Annotated in this window: 19 protein-coding genes; 3 read left to right on the forward strand and 16 right to left on the reverse strand. The window is 69.6% G+C overall.

Annotation, left to right across the window (positions count from 1 at the left end; genetic code table 11):
* Nucleotides 1-8: 8 nt before the first annotated feature.
* From EV138_RS00850 to EV138_RS00865, 4 genes are all read right to left on the reverse strand, one after another.
* The gene (locus tag EV138_RS00850) at nt 9-1,634 is read right to left on the reverse strand and encodes a DNA polymerase Y family protein (RefSeq protein ID WP_166678458.1); all 1,626 of its coding nucleotides are present in this window, start codon (nt 1,632-1,634) and stop codon (nt 9-11) included.
* Nucleotides 1,634-2,506: a DnaE2-dependent mutagenesis accessory factor ImuA' gene (gene imuA', locus EV138_RS00855; protein WP_238157875.1), complete on the reverse strand. Its 873-nt coding sequence runs from the start codon at nt 2,504-2,506 to the stop codon at nt 1,634-1,636. Before imuA' ends, EV138_RS00850 begins: the two co-directional genes overlap by 1 nt.
* Nucleotides 2,507-2,613: 107 nt before the next feature.
* Nucleotides 2,614-3,456 (reverse strand): LLM class flavin-dependent oxidoreductase, encoded by an 843-nt coding sequence (locus EV138_RS00860; RefSeq protein ID WP_238157876.1) that lies wholly within the window; start codon nt 3,454-3,456, stop codon nt 2,614-2,616.
* Nucleotides 3,457-3,476: 20 nt separating this feature from the next.
* A complete protein-coding gene (locus tag EV138_RS00865; RefSeq protein WP_133976578.1) occupies nt 3,477-4,496 on the reverse strand; it encodes an aldo/keto reductase in 1,020 nt (339 codons plus the stop codon).
* Between the two features lie 92 nt (nt 4,497-4,588).
* Here EV138_RS00865 and EV138_RS00870 point away from each other — a divergent pair, with 92 nt between their 5' ends.
* From EV138_RS00870 to EV138_RS00880, 3 genes are read left to right on the forward strand one after another with little or no spacing between them, the layout of a single operon-like run.
* Complete coding sequence (locus EV138_RS00870) at nt 4,589-5,152, forward strand: TetR/AcrR family transcriptional regulator (protein ID WP_133976579.1); 564 nt, start codon at nt 4,589-4,591, stop codon at nt 5,150-5,152.
* Between the two features lie 51 nt (nt 5,153-5,203).
* A complete protein-coding gene (locus EV138_RS00875; RefSeq protein ID WP_133976580.1) occupies nt 5,204-5,581 on the forward strand; it encodes a hypothetical protein in 378 nt (125 codons plus the stop codon).
* A 19-nt stretch (nt 5,582-5,600) separates the two neighbouring features.
* Nucleotides 5,601-6,065, forward strand: coding sequence for a PPOX class F420-dependent oxidoreductase (locus EV138_RS00880; RefSeq protein WP_133976581.1), 465 nt, complete (start codon nt 5,601-5,603; stop codon nt 6,063-6,065).
* 94 nt (nt 6,066-6,159) lie between these two features.
* Here EV138_RS00880 and EV138_RS00885 read toward each other — a convergent pair whose 3' ends face one another.
* The 12 genes from EV138_RS00885 to EV138_RS00940 form a co-directional block, all read right to left on the reverse strand.
* Nucleotides 6,160-6,852 carry a GntR family transcriptional regulator gene (locus EV138_RS00885; RefSeq protein WP_112240999.1) on the reverse strand — a complete coding sequence of 231 codons (693 nt, stop codon included), beginning with the start codon at nt 6,850-6,852 and terminating at the stop codon, nt 6,160-6,162.
* Between the two features lie 106 nt (nt 6,853-6,958).
* Nucleotides 6,959-7,924, reverse strand: a complete 966-nt coding sequence (locus tag EV138_RS00890) for a quinone oxidoreductase family protein (RefSeq protein ID WP_133976582.1) — start codon at nt 7,922-7,924, stop codon at nt 6,959-6,961.
* A 79-nt stretch (nt 7,925-8,003) separates the two neighbouring features.
* Nucleotides 8,004-8,930, reverse strand: coding sequence for an amidohydrolase family protein (locus EV138_RS00895; protein ID WP_238157878.1), 927 nt, complete (start codon nt 8,928-8,930; stop codon nt 8,004-8,006).
* Nucleotides 8,914-9,306, reverse strand: coding sequence for a cupin domain-containing protein (locus EV138_RS00900; protein ID WP_133976583.1), 393 nt, complete (start codon nt 9,304-9,306; stop codon nt 8,914-8,916). The genes EV138_RS00895 and EV138_RS00900 overlap by 17 nt, the downstream gene beginning before the upstream one ends.
* Nucleotides 9,306-10,895, reverse strand: coding sequence for an FAD-dependent monooxygenase (locus tag EV138_RS00905; protein WP_133976584.1), 1,590 nt, complete (start codon nt 10,893-10,895; stop codon nt 9,306-9,308). Before EV138_RS00905 ends, EV138_RS00900 begins: the two co-directional genes overlap by 1 nt.
* Before the next feature lie 10 nt (nt 10,896-10,905).
* The gene (locus tag EV138_RS00910) at nt 10,906-11,628 is read right to left on the reverse strand and encodes an SDR family NAD(P)-dependent oxidoreductase (RefSeq protein WP_133976585.1); all 723 of its coding nucleotides are present in this window, start codon (nt 11,626-11,628) and stop codon (nt 10,906-10,908) included.
* Nucleotides 11,625-12,335 (reverse strand): GntR family transcriptional regulator, encoded by a 711-nt coding sequence (locus tag EV138_RS00915; protein WP_133976586.1) that lies wholly within the window; start codon nt 12,333-12,335, stop codon nt 11,625-11,627. Before EV138_RS00915 ends, EV138_RS00910 begins: the two co-directional genes overlap by 4 nt.
* Nucleotides 12,332-13,186 carry a fumarylacetoacetate hydrolase family protein gene (locus EV138_RS00920; protein ID WP_133976587.1) on the reverse strand — a complete coding sequence of 285 codons (855 nt, stop codon included), beginning with the start codon at nt 13,184-13,186 and terminating at the stop codon, nt 12,332-12,334. The genes EV138_RS00915 and EV138_RS00920 overlap by 4 nt, the downstream gene beginning before the upstream one ends.
* Nucleotides 13,187-13,228: 42 nt before the next feature.
* Nucleotides 13,229-13,624, reverse strand: a complete 396-nt coding sequence (locus EV138_RS00925) for a RidA family protein (RefSeq protein ID WP_133976588.1) — start codon at nt 13,622-13,624, stop codon at nt 13,229-13,231.
* Nucleotides 13,624-14,712 (reverse strand): Ldh family oxidoreductase, encoded by a 1,089-nt coding sequence (locus tag EV138_RS00930; RefSeq protein WP_133976589.1) that lies wholly within the window; start codon nt 14,710-14,712, stop codon nt 13,624-13,626. The genes EV138_RS00925 and EV138_RS00930 overlap by 1 nt, the downstream gene beginning before the upstream one ends.
* The gene (locus EV138_RS00935) at nt 14,709-15,488 is read right to left on the reverse strand and encodes an ABC transporter permease (protein WP_112240979.1); all 780 of its coding nucleotides are present in this window, start codon (nt 15,486-15,488) and stop codon (nt 14,709-14,711) included. Before EV138_RS00935 ends, EV138_RS00930 begins: the two co-directional genes overlap by 4 nt.
* Entirely contained in the window at nt 15,485-16,300 is an 816-nt protein-coding gene (locus EV138_RS00940; protein WP_112240977.1) for an ABC transporter ATP-binding protein, read from the reverse strand. The genes EV138_RS00935 and EV138_RS00940 overlap by 4 nt, the downstream gene beginning before the upstream one ends.

A 16,300-nucleotide genomic window follows, 5' to 3' on the forward strand; every position in this document is an offset into this window, starting at 1 on the left:
CAGCCGGGTCAGTCGTAGGCGGCTTCGGCCAGCCAGGTGGTCTGGCGGAGGGTGAAGAGCCAGGCCCGGCCGTCGACGGCGGCGAACTGGAAGCGGGCCTGGCGGGACGCGGCGGCCGGGTCCCACCAGCGTTCGTCGGCGAGCCAGGGCCCGGCCCAGGCGACCACCCGGTGAAACTCGTTGCTATCAGCAACTCGTACGCCGGGCGCGAACCGGAATCCGGCCGGCTCACCGGACAACGCACCACGGGCGCTCACCGACACCAGTTGCCCGTCCGCGTCGAACACCTGCGCAGGCAGTGGTTCGGGATAGACCGAGGTCGGCACCGGCATCGGCCACAGCTCGGGGCGTGGCGAGATCGCCGCACCCGGCCAAGGCGCATCGGCCGGGTAAGCGGGCACCGGCCGATCGCCCCACGGGATCAGGGTCTGCCGCTCCAGGAATCCGCGCCCGCCACCGAGTGCCACCGAGACGACGGCGCCGTGGCCGAGCATGCTCTGCACCCGCGACAGCGCGCGGTGGATCCGTTCGTCGGGCCCGCCGCCCCACAGGCCGTCGACATGGCTGCCGATCGGGTCGGCCTCCTCCGGGATCAGCCGGACCCGCACCACCGGTGAGGTCAGCTCGCTGGTGGCCGTCCCGCTGCCCTGCAACTGCCAGCGGACCCGGTCGACCAGATCGGTGGCACTGAACCAGCGCGGGTGCAGCCAGTCCCGCTCGTGGATCCGGCCGGACTCGGTGCCGACCTCGACCCGCAGCGTGGTGCAGACCAGGCCGAGCGCGGCCAGCCGGCCGATGAGTTCGTCGGCGACCCCGCGGACCGCGAACGCGACCTGGTCGACCCGGTCCACCGCCGGCTCGAAGTCCAGCGTCCGGGCCAGGTCGGGTGGCACCTGCCGGGCGACCACCGGGCGGTCGTCGGCTCCCCGGGCCAGCCGGTGCGCGAACGCGCCGTCCGGCCCGAACCTGGTCAGTACTTCGGCCGCCGGAAGCTGCGCGAACGCGCCGAGCGAGCGCAGTCCGAGTCGCCGGAGCAGATCGGTGAGAGCGGGCTGGCCGAGCGTGTCGACCGTGATCGGCGCCAGGAACTCCGCCGAGCCGCCGGGCGGGATCACCAGCACCCTGGTCCGGGGCGAACTCGACCGGGCCGCCTGCTCGGCGGCGAACGGCCCGTCGGCGACCCCGACCCGCCCACCCGGTACGTCGAATGTCTCCAGCCGGTCGAGCAGCTTCTCCGCCGCGGCCTGCTCGGTCCCGTAGAACCGGGTCGGGCCGCGGGCCTTCAGCGCACACATGCCCGGCCGGATCACCTGGACGCCGGGAGTCAGTGCCTCCAGGCAGCTGATCACCGGGTCGAAGGCCCGCGCGTCGATCACCGGGTCGTACTTCAGCACCACCAGCTCGGGGCACCGCGACTGGGCATCACGCGCCTTCAGCCCCTGCCGCACCCCTTCGGACCGGGCGGCAGCCGAAGCCGCCAGCACCTTGCCCTTGGCCAGTACTGCGACCGGCTCGTCCGGGGAATGTCCGGCCGCCGTGGCTGCCGCCGTCACCGGCCAGTCCGGCACCCAGACCACCATCGTCCGGGTCGGACTCCCCTGCGCCGGCGCAACCGGCGACCGCGCAGCAGCCATCACCCCACCGCCTCCCACCGCTCGTCAACCGGCCGCCCCGCATCCAGCGGCCAGCCCGAGTCAACCGCCCGGCCCAGGTCACCTGGCCGCCCCGAGTCAACCGCCCGGCCCGACTCGACCGCCCGGCCCGGGTCACCCGGCTGCACCAAGTCGATCGGGCGCACCGAGCGGATGGAGCCGTCGACCGCGGGGAGCCAGAGCTGGTGCTGACGAGACGCGCCGCGCCCGGTCACCGCGACGGTCGCCTGCCGCCCCGCGAGATAGCCCTCGCCCGCACCCAGCCCGGTCCAGACGTTGCCCTGAACCTCTAGTCGAGCTTCACTCCCCGGCCAGGACCCGACCGCGATCAGCATCGCGCCTCGGGTCCGCAGCCGGGCAGCCAGCCGGGAGGCCTCCCCCGGCGTCACCTCACCGGGCGGCCGGACCACCACCACGGTCAGGGCGTCGACCAGCGCCGCGACCACGCTGAGCCAGTCCCGCTCCGGATCGGGCACCAGCACCAGCCGCTCCAGGTCGACCCCGAACTCCCGGGCCGCCTCCGCCCCGAACGACGGCAGCCCGACCACCCCGCACCAGGCACCCTCCGCGGACGGGCCGGCCATCATCGCCATCACCAACGCGGTCGACCCGCGCACGGAGTACACCGAACCGCCCTTCAAGGACCCGGACAGAAGGTCGGAGACGGCCGGTAGCGTGGGCAGCGCCCGCTCGACGGTCGCGGTGTCCAGCGCCTGTTGCACCCGGGTCTCGGTGGTCCGCGGCGCCGGCACCGTCCGCACGGCGGCCGACTCCTCCTCGGCCTCCCGGAGCCGGGCCGCCTTCTGCTCCTTGGCCCGCGCCAGCAACGACCGTGCCTGATCGAGCGCGGTCACCCGGCTAGGCTCAGCCGGACGCGCTGGCAGCTCAACAGCAGGTGTCCCCGTCACCCCTCCATGTTCGAACACCTGTTCGATCGCTGTCAATCGCGCCCGTCATCCGATTACCTCACCGACGTGATGAGTTCATCCGCGACCCACTGGGCGACCTTGGCCGGATAAGGCGCCGGGAGGCCCAGTACGACGTGCTCGAAGCCGGCGCCGACCGCCTCGACGATCGCCTCCCGGGTAGCACCGGGCTCGTCATAGGAGACCGGCAGATGGATCGAGCGCGTGATCGAGGCAGGATCCCGGCCGATCTCCGCGCAGTACCGGTCCAGCAGAGCACTCCGCCGTACGACGTCCTCGAGGTCGCCACCGGGGATGTTCCAGACGTCGGCGTGCTCGGCGGCGATCCGCAGTACGGCGGCTGATCGGCCACCGATGACGATCGGCGGATGCGGACTCTGCAAGGGCTTGGGGTTGCAGAACGCCCCGGTGAGATCGAGGTAGTTGCCGTGGAAGTCGAACGGCGACGTCTCCGTCCACAACCGCCGGATCACCGTGCACGCCTCGGCGAAGCTCCCCACCGCATCGGCTACTTCATGGAAAGGCAGGCCGTGCGCCGCGTACTCACGCCTGGCCAGCGGATGGTCCGGACGCGAGCCGACGCCGATCCCGAAGTCGAGGCGTCCACCGGAGACGATGTCGACGGTCGCGGCCATCTTGGCGAGCATCGCGGGCGGCCGGAACCGGTTGCTGGTGACCAGCAACCCCAGGCGCAGCCGCTGGGTCTGCGCGGCCAGGGCGGACAGCAACGTCCAGCCTTCCAGGATCGACCCGTCCGGATCGCCGCCGATCGGCAGCAGATGGTCGAACAGCCAGGCGTGCTCGATCTCCTCGATGGCGTCCGCCTCGCGCCAGACCCGGAGTACGTCGTCGTAGCCGACCTGCATCGGCGCGGTCATGATCCCGAAACTCGGCATGCTCACCGCCTGCGCAGCGACGGGTCGAGCAGCGCCGGCGGGGTGTAGAACTTCTGCTCCGGTGCGAGGTCGAGGCCGGGAGCGACAATCGCGTCGATGGCGTCCAGGACGTCGGCGGTCAGCACGGTGTCCGCGGCGGCCAGCTGGGAGTGCAGGTGGTCCACCGTGCGCGGGCCGATGATCGCACTGGTGACGCCTGGGTGCGCGGTGACGAACCCGAGCGCGAGCTGGATCAGGGTCAGCCCGGCCTCCTCGGCGACCTTCACCAGTTGCTCGACGGCATCGAGGCGGACCTGGTTCGACGGGATGCTGAGATCGAACCACTCCGGCCGGGCGGCCGAGCGATTGGTGGAGATCTCCTGGCCGGCCCGCACCGCGCCAGACAGCCACCCCGAGGCCAGCGGGCTCCAGACCAGTACGCCGAGTCCGTACTCCGCGGTGACCGGCAGCACGTCGGACTCGATGGCGCGCTGCAGGATCGAGTAGCCGGGCTGCTCGGTGACGTAGCGGCTCAGGTGGTTCTCCCGGGCCGCCCATTGGGCCTGCACGATCCGGTACGCCGGGAACCCGGACGACCCGAAGTACCGGATCTTTCCGGCCCGCTGCAGATCGGTCAGGGCCGAGAGGGTCTCTTCGTCGCTCGTCGTCGGATCCCACCGGTGCATCTGATAGAGGTCGACGTGGTCGACACCCAACCGGCGGAGGCTGTTGTCCAGTTCGGTGACCAGCCAGCGGCGCGAACTGCCCCGGTGGTTGCGCTCCTCCCCCATCGGCAGGGTGGCCTTGGTGGCCAGGACGAGATCGTCGCGGCGGCCGGCGATCGCCTTGCCGACCAGTTCCTCCGACTCGCCCTGGCCGTACATGTCGGCGGTGTCGACGAGGTTGATGCCGGCCTCGAGGGCCGCGTCGACGATCGCGGTCGCCTCGTTCTGGTCGGTGCGGCCGATCGGGCCGAAGTTCATCGCGCCGAGCGCGAGCGTGCTGACCTGGACGCCGGTCCGGCCGAGAGTGCGGTACTGCATGACAATCTCCTCGAAGTTGCTACTCTGGGATAAGCGGAACGAGGTTCCGCTAGCTACGATACGGAACGTTGTTCCGTTTAACAAGGAGTGCCATGACCGAGAAGCCGCGAAAGCGGGCCGACGCGCGGCGGAACGAGCTGAGCCTGCTGGACGCCGCCGCCGCGACCTTCGTCGCTGCCGGGGTCGACGCGCCGGTGCGGGACATCGCGGCCAAGGCCGGGGTCGGGGTCGGCACGATCTACCGCCACTTCCCGACCCGGGCCGATCTCATCGTCGCCGTCTACCGGCACCAGGTGGAGGCGTGCGCCGAGGCGGGGCCGGCCCTGCTCGCCGCCAACACCTCCCCGCATGCCGCGCTGGCCCAGTGGATCGATCTCTTCGTCGATTTCCTGGTCACCAAGCACGGGCTGGCCGGCGCGCTGCGGTCCGACAACGCCGCCTTCCAGACTCTTCACGCCTACTTCGTCGACCGCCTCGTACCGGTCTGCGGCCAACTGCTCGACGCCGCCGTCGCGGCCGGCGAGATCCGCGACGACCTGCAGCCGATCACCTTGATGCGCGGGGTCGGGAATCTCTGCATCGGCGCGGAGAACAACCCCGACTACGACGCCCGTCGCCTGGTCGCCCTGCTGATCGCCGGCCTTCGTCTCGCCTAGTGCTCCGCATCCGAAGTTGTTCGAGTGATCGCGGGCACTAGGGTCGGCGGCATGGATCTGGCGGCCGAAGTCGAGAAGCATCACGAGGACCTGGCGCGCTGGCTCGGGAGCGAGGCGGAGCCGGCGCTGCTCGACAGCATCCGGGCAGCGCACCGGCCGGAGTTCACCCTGGTCGCGATCGACGGGGCGAAGCTCGACCTGGACGGCCTGCTGACCGGACTGGCCGGCGCGCGCAACGCCGTACCGGGGTTGACGATCGGGATCGAGGAGTTCGAGGTCGTCGTACGAACTGCCGAGGTCGCGGTCTGCCGGTTCCTCGAGCGGCACTCGGTCGGCTCGCTGCGGCGGACCGTCGTGGTGCTGACGGCGGATCCGGCCGGTCGCAACGGGGTCCGCTGGCTGAGTGTGCAGGAGACGCCGGTTCTCTGACTCTGCGAGAGTGGGCGGTATGCCGAGAACGATTGCCACCAACACCAAGGTCGACACCGAGGCGCTGCTCGAGTTCGTCCGGCCGCGCCATCACATGCTGCTGGTCACCCGGCGCGCCGACGGATCCCCGCAGATCTCCCCGGTCTCCGGCGGGGTCGACGCCGAGGGCCGGATCGTCATCTCGTCCTATCCGGAACGGGCCAAGAGCAAGAATGTGCAGCGCGATCCGCAGACCGCCGTGGTCGTGCTGTCCGACGACTGGAACGGGCCGTGGGTCCAGATCGACGGCAGCGGCGAGGTGATCGAACTGCCCGACGCGGTGGAGCCGCTGGTCGACTACTACCGGTCGATCTCCGGCGAGCACCCGGACTGGGACGAGTACCGCGAAGCGATGCGCAAGCAGGGCAAGTGCCTGATCCGCATCACCCCGCAACGCTGGGGCCCGGTCGCCACCGGCGGCTTCCCCGCCCACCTCGCCGACTGAGCCACTTACGACGAACGCCACGCCGTACGGCGTGACGCCGTCGTACGGCGTGACGCCGGCTGACCCCGCAGCTCAGCGGGCGGCCTAGAGCCGGTCAGTCCTTCTTGTAGCGGCGTTCCATCGTTTCGGTGATGCGCTGCATCGCGCCTTCCAGGTGTTCGCGCAGGGCCGCCTCGGCGCCGGCCTCGTCGTGGGCCAGGCAGGCGTCCAGGATCGCCTGGTGCTCACGCCGGGTCTGCTCGATCCGGGCCTTGGTCTGCCGGGAGCCGAACCGGTAGCGCTCGCTGTTCTGCCAGACGGGCTCGATCGCGCGCGGCAGCCAGCGCGACCCACCGGCCCGGTAGATCGCGAAGTGGAACTCGGTGTGCGCCTGCCGCGAGGCGATGATGTCGCCCGCCTTCGACAACCGGACGTGCTCGGCCAGCGCGGCCCGCGCCAGCGCCGCGTCGGAGTCGGCGAACCTGGTCGCGGCAGCCCGTACGGCGAGGCTCTCCAGGGCGAGCCGGGTCTGGTGGGTGTCGCGCAGGTCCTCCATCGACAGTTCGCGGACCCAGGCGCCCTTGTGCGGCACGATCTCGACCAGTCCGAGCGCCTGCATCCGGCGCAGCCCTTCGCGGATCGGCATCTGGCTCATGTCCAGCCGCTTGGCCAGCTCCTCGAGGCGCAACGCCGTACCGCTGGGCAGCTCGCCGGACAGGATGAGTTCGTGCAACTCGGCCGCGGCTTCTTCCGCGAGCGTACGACGGCCGCTCGGTCCCCCGGGCGTGAGCTCGAGTCGTCGGGTCATGGGGTACGGGTTACCTCTCTCCTGCACGGCACTCACGTCTGCGAGGTAACCGTAGCTGGGAGTCGGCATTCACGTGCACTCCGACAACAGTTTGCCCGCGCCGTGATCACTGCAGCCCACTGAGGTCGAGCAGCAGCCGCCGGTCCGCGGTAGCAGCGCCTAGCAGGTCCAGTGCATCCTCGGCGTCCCTTGCAGGCATCAGTACGACGTCGGGCTGTACTGCGGCCGGCGCGATGTCAGCCAGTACCTGCGCAACCGTTCCGGGCTCGATCGACGTGCGCTGCATGTTCACCGGCAGGACCCGCAGGTCGCGGCCGATCAGCTGATGCAGGTCGAGAGTGGCGAACTCCCCTGCCGTGTAGCCCAGTACTACGACCCGCCCGCCCGGCGTGATGTGACTCATCACGCCACTGGTGACCGGACCGCCCACAGTGTCGATCGCCGCGTCGCACCACTGCAGTTCGCGTCCGACCTGGCCCAGTTCGTCCACGCGGACGATCTGATCGACCAACCCGGACAGTACGTCGACAGACTCTCCCGCGCGCGCCAGGCCGATCACCTTGGCCGCACCGGCCGCCCTGGCAACCGCAGTACACAACCGGCCCACCAGCCCGGTCGCGCCGGTCACCACGATGGTCTCCCCCGCCACCACAGCACCAACCCGCCGTACTGCGGTATGCGCGGTCAACGCAGGAGCCAGCATCGCCACTGCAGCAGCCGGGTCGAGGCCGGCCGGTAACGGATGCAGAGATCCATCCGGTACTACGGCCAGTTGTCCCCAGGTGCCCGGCAGGGAGACTCCGACGCCGCCACCACGGATCACCACCCCGGTGCCGGCCGGATACTTCTCCGAACTCAGCACCACGCCCGCACCCTCTGAGCCAGGGACGAACGGCGCCGGTAACTGCTGGGGCAGCTTGCCGGCCAGGACGGTCCGGTCCAGCTGGGTGACAGCCGCCACCCGCATCTCGACCAGCGCTTCCCCCCGTCCCGCGACCAGCTCGATCTCCTCGGCCTTCAACTGCTGGCCGGGCCCGTAGCTGCGCAGCACGATGCCCTTCCGTGCGCTCATCCACCCACCCCACTCATGCCGGTGCCCCCGCTTACGATTTGATATCTGATCACATCTCGGCCCGGACGAAAAGTCCTTCTCATCCTTCGGCCACCTCCTGGCCGGCCGCGCCACCGAGCGGTCTGGTCAGCAGTTCGCCCGCCTGCGCCCGCCCGGAATCGACCTGATCGCTGCCCATCGGGAACGGCCAGTCGCTGCCGGCCAACACCCGGTCCGCACCGAACGTCGCCCGCAGCAACGTCAGTGCCGCGGGATCGTGCACCAGATCGTCGACATAGAACCGTCGCAACGCCTCCGCGACGGACAGCGACGGCGGCTCGATCCCCGGCCGGGCCGTGTCGATACCGCGTTGCCAGCGGCCGGCCAAAGCTGCCGTCACTCCCCCACCGTGGCAGAGGCAGAACCGAATCCCAGGGAACCTCCCTGGAACATCTGTGAACACCAGCTCGGCCGCTGCAAGCCCTGTTTCATAAGGGTTTCCGAGCAGGTTCGACAGGTAGTGGGCAGACAACCGCTCGTCCGGACTGTGGCCCGGGTGGATCAAGGTGAACGCCTCGAGCGCGTCCAGCACCTGCCACACCTCGTCCAGCGCGCCGAAGCCCGCAGTACCGAGGGCGAAGCCGCTGAAGACTCCCTCAGCGGCCAGCGACGTGGCAACTCCAGCAGCAGCCGGGTGATGGAGTGGCAGGTGGCCGAGCACGCGCAGACGAGGTCCTGCCAACTCGCGCAGTCCCTCGTTGAGCAAGGTGGCCCACTCGACGCCCAACTCATAGCGGAACAACGCCGGCGGCACGGACACCACAGCACCGTCCAACTGCTGCTCGTCGACCCACGAAAGCAAGGCGGCCGGATCGCCGAGCTTGCGGAGCGGCAGCCGCTCGTTGCCATCGACAACCAACTGGTCACCGTCGACGGACAGCCCGAAGCTGCCGGCCGCCGCCAGCACGGTCGGCGGAATCAGGTGCGTGTGGACATCCCAGCCGGCCATCTCAGCGGGCGTCCGCATCGTTGTCGTAGAAGGACGGACGCTCGGGGTAGTGCGGGCCGTCGTACATCTCCAGCAGGACAGAGGTTTCCTCTGCCAGCGTCGGGCCGTGGGTGACGCCCTTGGGGTTCCAGTAGAAGCTGCCCTTGGTCAGGGTGGTCCCGGTCGGCAGGTACACGTACCGCCCGGACAGGCAGAACATGAACTGGTTCGACGCGTGCCGGTGAGCCGACGGGATGCCGCTCCCCTTCTCGAAGCGCACCAGCGCGATCGAGGCTTCGGTCTGCTCGTCCCGCCAGAGCATCTTGTGGGACAGCCCGGCCAGGGACTTGTCCACCCACTCCAGGTCGTCCGTCTGCAGCAGGATCTCGTGGAACTGCTCGTCGAAGCTCGTCATCAGCCGTCCTCCCGAGGTACTGGGCGGCCGGTGATGCCACTGTAGAGCTCCTCGGCCACACCGGCGCGCATCGGAGCCACCGCCGCGATGTGCCCGTCAGGGCGAACCAATACGACGGTGTCCGCCGGTACGCCGTACCGGCTGGTCGCGATGCTGCCCGGGTCGAACAGCGAGCGGTCCCGCAACCCGGAGTCGAGCGGCGCGTCCCAGCGGGAGATCGCGAAGTGCCGGAGCGCCGGCGAGTCGTTCACCGGGATGTCCGGTCGTCGCCGGACGTCGGTGAAGTACAAGGCCACAAAGGAATCCCGGCACAACCCGTGGATCGTCTCCCTGCCGAGTGGGCCGTGCAGAGCGAGGTCAGGAGCCCGGTCACCGGCCCGGACAGCCGGTGGCTCCGCACTGGTCATCACCATCGACCAGTCGCCTTCACCGTCCACATCCAGCCGTACACCGAGGAGCGTGCGTGTATAGGCGGTAGCCCAGTCACTCCCGGCAGCCGTCACCGCGCCCCGCTGGTGCGACATGTATTTGCGAGCCGCCTCGGCCATCTCACCGGACCCGTTGATCGCTACCGGCCGCTGCTCCTGCTCGTAGCCGTCGAGTAGCTCCGGCGAAGCCCAGCCTCGCAGTACCCAGGCAAGTCTCCAGGGCAGGTTGGACGCGTCCAGTGCCCCGGTATTGAGGCCCAGCGCCCACATGGGAGTGATCAGGTGCGCGGCGTCGCCCATCAGGAAGACCCGGCGCTCGGCGGACCAGTGATCGGCCACCCGGTGGTGCACGTTGTAGACGACGGTGCCGAGCAGTTCGATCTTGTCCACCTCGCCGATGAACTGCTTCACCTTCACCAGCAGGTCCTCGTCGCCCGGCGGCTCCATCCCTTCGCCCAACGGGAACAGGAACCGCCAGCACTCCGGCTGCCGGATCAGCACCATCCACTCCGACCGATCGGCGAAGTACGCCAGGTACGGGTAGTCACGCGCGTTGGTGACGTCCAGGTCCACCACGACGTCGATCAGCATGTATCGCTCGGGCAATGTCTCGCCCGACACGGTCGCACCGAGTGCGTCCCGGACCTTCGACCGGCCGCCGTCGCAGGCGAGCAGGTGCGAGGCGAGAAGCTCGCGCGGCCCGTCCGGCGTGGCAACCCGCAGTACGACGTGGTCGTCGACGAGCTCGAACGACTCCAGCTTGTGCGAGGTCAGCACGGATCCGCCCGAGCGCTCCAGCGCGGCGGCGAGGATCGGCTCCATCGTCTGCTGCGGCAGGTTGATCACGAACGGGAACTGCGTGTCGTTCACCAGTTCGGCCAGCTGGACCGAGGCCCGCGGCGTGTTCGTCGCCCGGTCGATGTCACCGATCTCGTCGATCCGCAGCGCGGCCGCGAGGATCTCGTCGACGCAGCCGTACCGGTTCCAGATCTCCAGCGTCCGGGTCAGCGTCGTACCGGCCTTGGTGTCGGAGGACAGCACGGCGTCCTCCTCGAGCAGCACGAACGGCACGCCGTAGTGGGCCAGGCCGAGCGCGGTGGTCAGGCCGATCGGACCCGCGCCGACGACGGCAACGGGCAGCTGGGACTGTGCTGAGGTCACTCGGGATCTCCTAGAACTCTTCGAGCCGGGCGAAGGCCCGTTCCCGGGTCAGCTGGGAGCCGGTCATCGCCGCCGCGTCGGACAGCAGGAACAACAACGGGCCGACCACGTCCTCGGGGTCGCCGATCCCTATGGTGTCGCGCCAGTGCTCGCGGTCCGCACCGAGGTTCGCAGTACGGAACTGGTCCGTGTCGATCACGCCCGGCGCGATCACGTTCACCCGCACCCGGTGCTCGGCCACCTCGGCGGCCAGGGTCTTGGCGAAGGCGACCAGCGCCGCCTTGCCGGACGCGTACGCCGCGGCGCCCGGGTACCCGGTCGAGGCCATCCCCGAGGTGAACACGACCACCGAGCCGGCGCGGCGCTCGACCATGTGTGGGACCACCGCTTGGCAGACCCAGACCACGCCGTCCAGGTTCACCTGCAGCGTCCGGGTCCACTCGGCCGGGTCCAGGTCGATCACCGCGGACCGGGGCTGGACGGCGGCGCCGGCGACCAGCCCATCGATCCGGCTGTGCCGCTCGATCACGCCGTCGACGGCAGCCGTCACCGCCGCGCGATCGGAGACGTCCACCTCGACGTACTCGACCGCCTGGTTCTCCGGCGCCGTGATGTCGAAGACGACCGCCGTCCCGCCGCACGAGACGACCGCTGCTGCCAGCGCGGCACCGATGCCACGGGCGCCACCCGTGACGACCACGACCTCACCGGTCGCGTCGAAGGTCACCTTCATGACGACCCCTTGTCCCGGGCGACCTGCCGGGAGGTCATCGTCTCGGTGATCCGCTGCACCGCGCCGTCCAGATGCGCCCGCAGCGCCTTCTCGGCCGCATTCGCATCGTGGGCGACGCAGGCATCGAGGATCGCTTGGTGCTCTTCGCGGTTGCGCTCGATCTGCGCCGGCGTCTGCCGGCTGCTGAACCGGTAGCGCTCGCTGTTCTGCCAGACCGGCTCGATCGCCCGGGCCAGCCACTGCGACCCACCGGCCCGGTAGAGAGCGAAATGGAAGTCCGCGTGCGCCTGTCGAGCCCCGATCGAGTCCTCACTCCGCGACAACCGCAGATGATCCGCGAGGGCGACCGTGGCCTGCCGCTGGTCGTCCGGTCCGAAATGCTCAGCCGCCGCCCGTACTGCGAGGCTCTCCAGGGCAAGCCGGGTCTCATGGGTGTCGCGCAGGTCCTCCAGCGACAGCTCGCGGACCCAGGCGCCACGATGCGGAATGATGTCGACCAGCCCGAGCGCCTCCAGCCGGCGCAGGCCTTCGCGCACAGGCATCTGGCTCATCTCTAGCCGATTCGCCAGCTCGACGAGGCGCAACGGCGTACCGCTGGGAAGCTCGCCGGACAGGATCAACTGGTGGAGCTCGGCCGCGGCGGTCTCGGCCAACGTACGACGACCGCCTCGGCCACCGCCGGGCAACAACTCCAGTGAGTTGTTCATGAGAGCTCCCGGTAGACCAGGGTGTTCCGCAGCTCGCCGAGCTGGTCGGAGCGCGTGATCACCTCGTCGCCCTCTTTCAGGAACACCTGTGGCTCACGGGCGTTGCCGATCCCGGCCGGCGTACCGGTGAGCAGCAGGTCACCCGGCCGCAGCGTCATCCCGAAGGACAACTCGCTGACCAGCGTCGCCACGTCGTACGCCATCTGCTTGGTCGACGCGTCCTGCATGACCTCGCCGTTGAGCAGGCACTGCAATCGCACGTCCTGCGGGTCGCCGAGTTCGTCGGCGGTCACGATCCACGGCCCGAGCGGCATCGTCCGGTCGATGCTCTTGCCCTTCAGCCATTGGCCGCCGTGAGCGCGTTGCAGGTCGCGCTGCGAGATGTCGTTGGCCAGCGTGTAACCCCAGACATGGTCGAGTGCCTCGGCGACCGGAATGCTGCGGCCGGTCTTGCCGATCACGAGCGCGAGCTCAGCCTCGTAGTCCCACTTGGCCGAGATCGCCGGGTCGTACGCGATGTCGTCGTACGGGCCGATCACCACGTCCGGGCCCTTGGTGAAGAAGGTGGGATGCTCCGGCCGGTCGACGTCCTGACCGTCGCGCTTGCCCTTGCTCTCCTCGAAGTGGTCCCAGTAGTTCCAGCCCGTGCAGAGGATGTCGCGCCGGAACCGCCGCAGCGGCGCGAGCAACGCGACCTCGGCCAGCGCGACCCTCGGCAAACCGTTGAGATCCAAAGGCATACCGGCCTCGATCACCGCCACCAGGTCGGCATGAGGCAGCAGGACGACGTCGTCGCCGTCCAGTACGCCGGGCCGCTCGCGCCCGGCGTCGTCCACTGTCACGAAGCGCATCTCAGACCCACTCGACGCCGCGCACGCGATCACCCACTCCGGTCACGGAATCACCGCGATCGCGTTGATCTCGATCAGGTAGTCGGGATGGGCCAGCTTGCTGACCTCGACCATCGTTGACGCAGGCAACGGTTCGCTGAAGTACTGCGCCCGGACCACATGGATCTTCGCGAAGTCCTCCATGTTGCGGACGTACACGTCGACCCGGCACACGTCGTCGAGAGTCCCACCGGCCTCGCGGACCGCTGACTGCACGTTCTCGCAGACCTGCCGGGTCTGCTCGGAGATGTCGCCGACGCCGGCGATGCTGCCGTCGGGCCGGCGCGCCGTCATCCCGGAGACGAACACCAGTCGCCCGGTCGCCTCGATCGTGGTCGCCTGCGAGAACACGCCGTTCGGCGCGTGCAGCGCGGTACTGGTCAGTTGTTTCTTGCCCATCAGCGCAGCACCCCTCCGGCCGGTACGACGGCGCCGACCGCGTGCGCGGTCGCGAGCAGCCCGTCCAGCCCAGACTTCTCGATCAGTACGCCGTTGCGCCGCTGGTACTCGGCGCGCTCGGCCTCGATCTCACCCGGCAGGTAGAGCCGGTCGACCCCGGGCGCGGTGGCACTCCCCCGGACCCGGGACGCCAGCGCCGTCGAGCGCCGTTTGAAGCCCTCGATCCCACCCAGCAACTCCGGGTCGATCGCGAGGAACAGGTGCGCGCAATCGTTCGGCCGGGACGGCTCGCGGTACAGCGGCCGGACCTGGTCGCCCCAGCCACCACCACTGAGCACGCCGGTCAGGACGTCGATCATCAGCGCCAGCCCGAACCCCTTGTGCCCGGCCGCCGGCAACAGCATCCCGAGCACCGCGGCCTGCGGATCCGTGGTCGGTACGCCGGACGGGTCCGTCGCCCAGGTGTCCGGGATCGGCCGGCCGGCCGACTCCGCCAGCCGGATCTTGCCCAGGGCAACGGCCGAGAGGGCCATGTCCAGCACGATCTCCGGCCCGGCGTCGGTCGGCACGGCGATCGCGAGCGGGTTGTTGCCGACGATCCGTTCGGCTCCGCCGGGAGCGGGCATCAGCGGGGTGGTGTTCGACATCGCGATCCCCAGCCGGCCGGCCCGCGCGGCCTGCATCGCCCATCGGCTGGCCGCACCGAAGTGGTGCGCGTTGCGGACCGAGACGAGCCCGATCCCGTATCGCCCGGACCGTTCGATCGCGTGGTTCATCGCGTGCGGGCTGGACAGCTGCCCCATCCCGCCGCGGGCGTCGACGACCATCGCCGCACCCGCGTCGTGGACGATGTCGAGAACGTGCTCGCGGGTGACACCGCCCGCGTTCAGGCGTTCGACGTACATCGGCACCAGCATCACGCCGTGCGAGCTGACCCCGCGCAGATCGGCCTCGACCAGGGCGGCGGCGATGTTCGCCGAGTCGGTGGGTTCGAAGCCGAGCGCGGTGAAGACGGCCGAGACGGTCGCCTCCAGCCAGGCAGGCCGCACGAGCACGCGCCGGTCCGAGTCAGAAGCCTGGGTAGTCACCGGTTCTCCCGCGCCCAAGGCAGTAGGTAGTGCTCGAGTAGGACGAGGCCGTAGAACAAGACGATGCTCATGATGCTCAGCAAGGTGATCCCGGCGAACGCCAGCGCGGTGTCGGCACTCGAACCGGAACTCTGGATCACGTAGCCGAGCCCGCCGGTGGCGCCGACGAACTCGGCGATCACCGAGCCGATCACGGCCAGCGAGATGGCCACCTTCAGGCCGGTGAAGATCTGCGGCAGCGCGTGGACGAAACGCAACCGGAAGAACTCCTGGGACTTGGTCGCATCCAGCGAGCGGAGCAGTTCGACCAACTCGGCCGGGGTGGACTTCATCCCACTCGCCGTCGAGATCACGATCGGGAAGAAGCAGACCAGCAGCACCATCACGGCCTTCGGCCAGGACCCGAAGCCCATCCAGACCACCAGCAGCGGCGCGACCGCGATCTTCGGGATCGAGTTCACCGCCAGCAGCAACGGGTAGAGCAGCCGCTCCACGATCACCGAGCGCACGATCAGGAACGCGATCGGCAGCCCGGTCACGATCGACAGCAGGAATCCGCCGACCGTCTCCAGGAACGAGACGCCGGTCTGCTGGAGCAGGTAGCCGGGCTGGTCGAAGAACGTGGTGACCACGTCGCCCGGCGTCGGCAGCAGGAACGGCTCGATCGAGAACACGATGACGGCCAGCCACCACAGCCCGAGCGCGGCGAACAGGCCCAGCACCGGCAGAAGGATCGCCGCCGACCGCGAGCTGGTCAGCCAGGATCTCTTCGTCATCGCCGCCCCTCGGACAGTGAGTCCTGCTCCTGCTCCGGCAGCGGGGACTTCTCGGACAGCAGACCGTGCAAGCGGCCGCTGATCTGCGCCACCTCGGTCAGGTGCGCGTTCTGCCCGAGGCTGCGCGGCCGCGGGATGTCGATCTCGACGATCTCGCGCAGCCGGCCCGGCCGCGGACTCAGCACGACCACCCGGTCCGCGAGCAGAACGGCTTCCTCGATCGAGTGGGTGACGAACACGATCGTCGTCGCCAGTTCCATCTGGATCCGCTGCAGTTCCTCGGACAGTTCCGTCCTGGTCAGCGCGTCGAGCGCCGAGAACGGCTCGTCCATCAGCATCACCTTGGGGTCACGGATCAGCGAGCGGCACAACGACACCCGCTGCTGCATCCCCCCGGACAGTTCGTGCGGGAGCCGGCGCTCGAACCCGGTCAGCCCGACCAGCTCGAGCAATTCGTGCGCCCGCTCGCGGTACGCCGCCTTGTCCTTGCTCTTGTCTTTCCCACCGGAGATCTCGACCGGCAGCAAGACGTTCGACAGTACCGAGCGCCAGGGCAGCAGGGCGGGTCGCTGGAACATGAACGAGACGTCCCGGCGCGGCCCGGTGACCGGTTCGCCGGCCACCTCGATCGCGCCGTACGTCGGCGGCAGTAGTCCCGCGATCAGCCGGAGCAGGGTGGACTTGCCACACCCGGACCGGCCGATCAACGTGACGAACTCGTTCTCCTGGACGTGCAGGTCGATCCCGTCGACGGCCTGGATGCTGCCGCCACGGCCCTCGAAGACCTGTCCTACGCCGTCCAGCCGGATCAT

This window comes from Kribbella voronezhensis, assembly GCF_004365175.1.
GTDB lineage: Bacteria > Actinomycetota > Actinomycetes > Propionibacteriales > Kribbellaceae > Kribbella > Kribbella voronezhensis.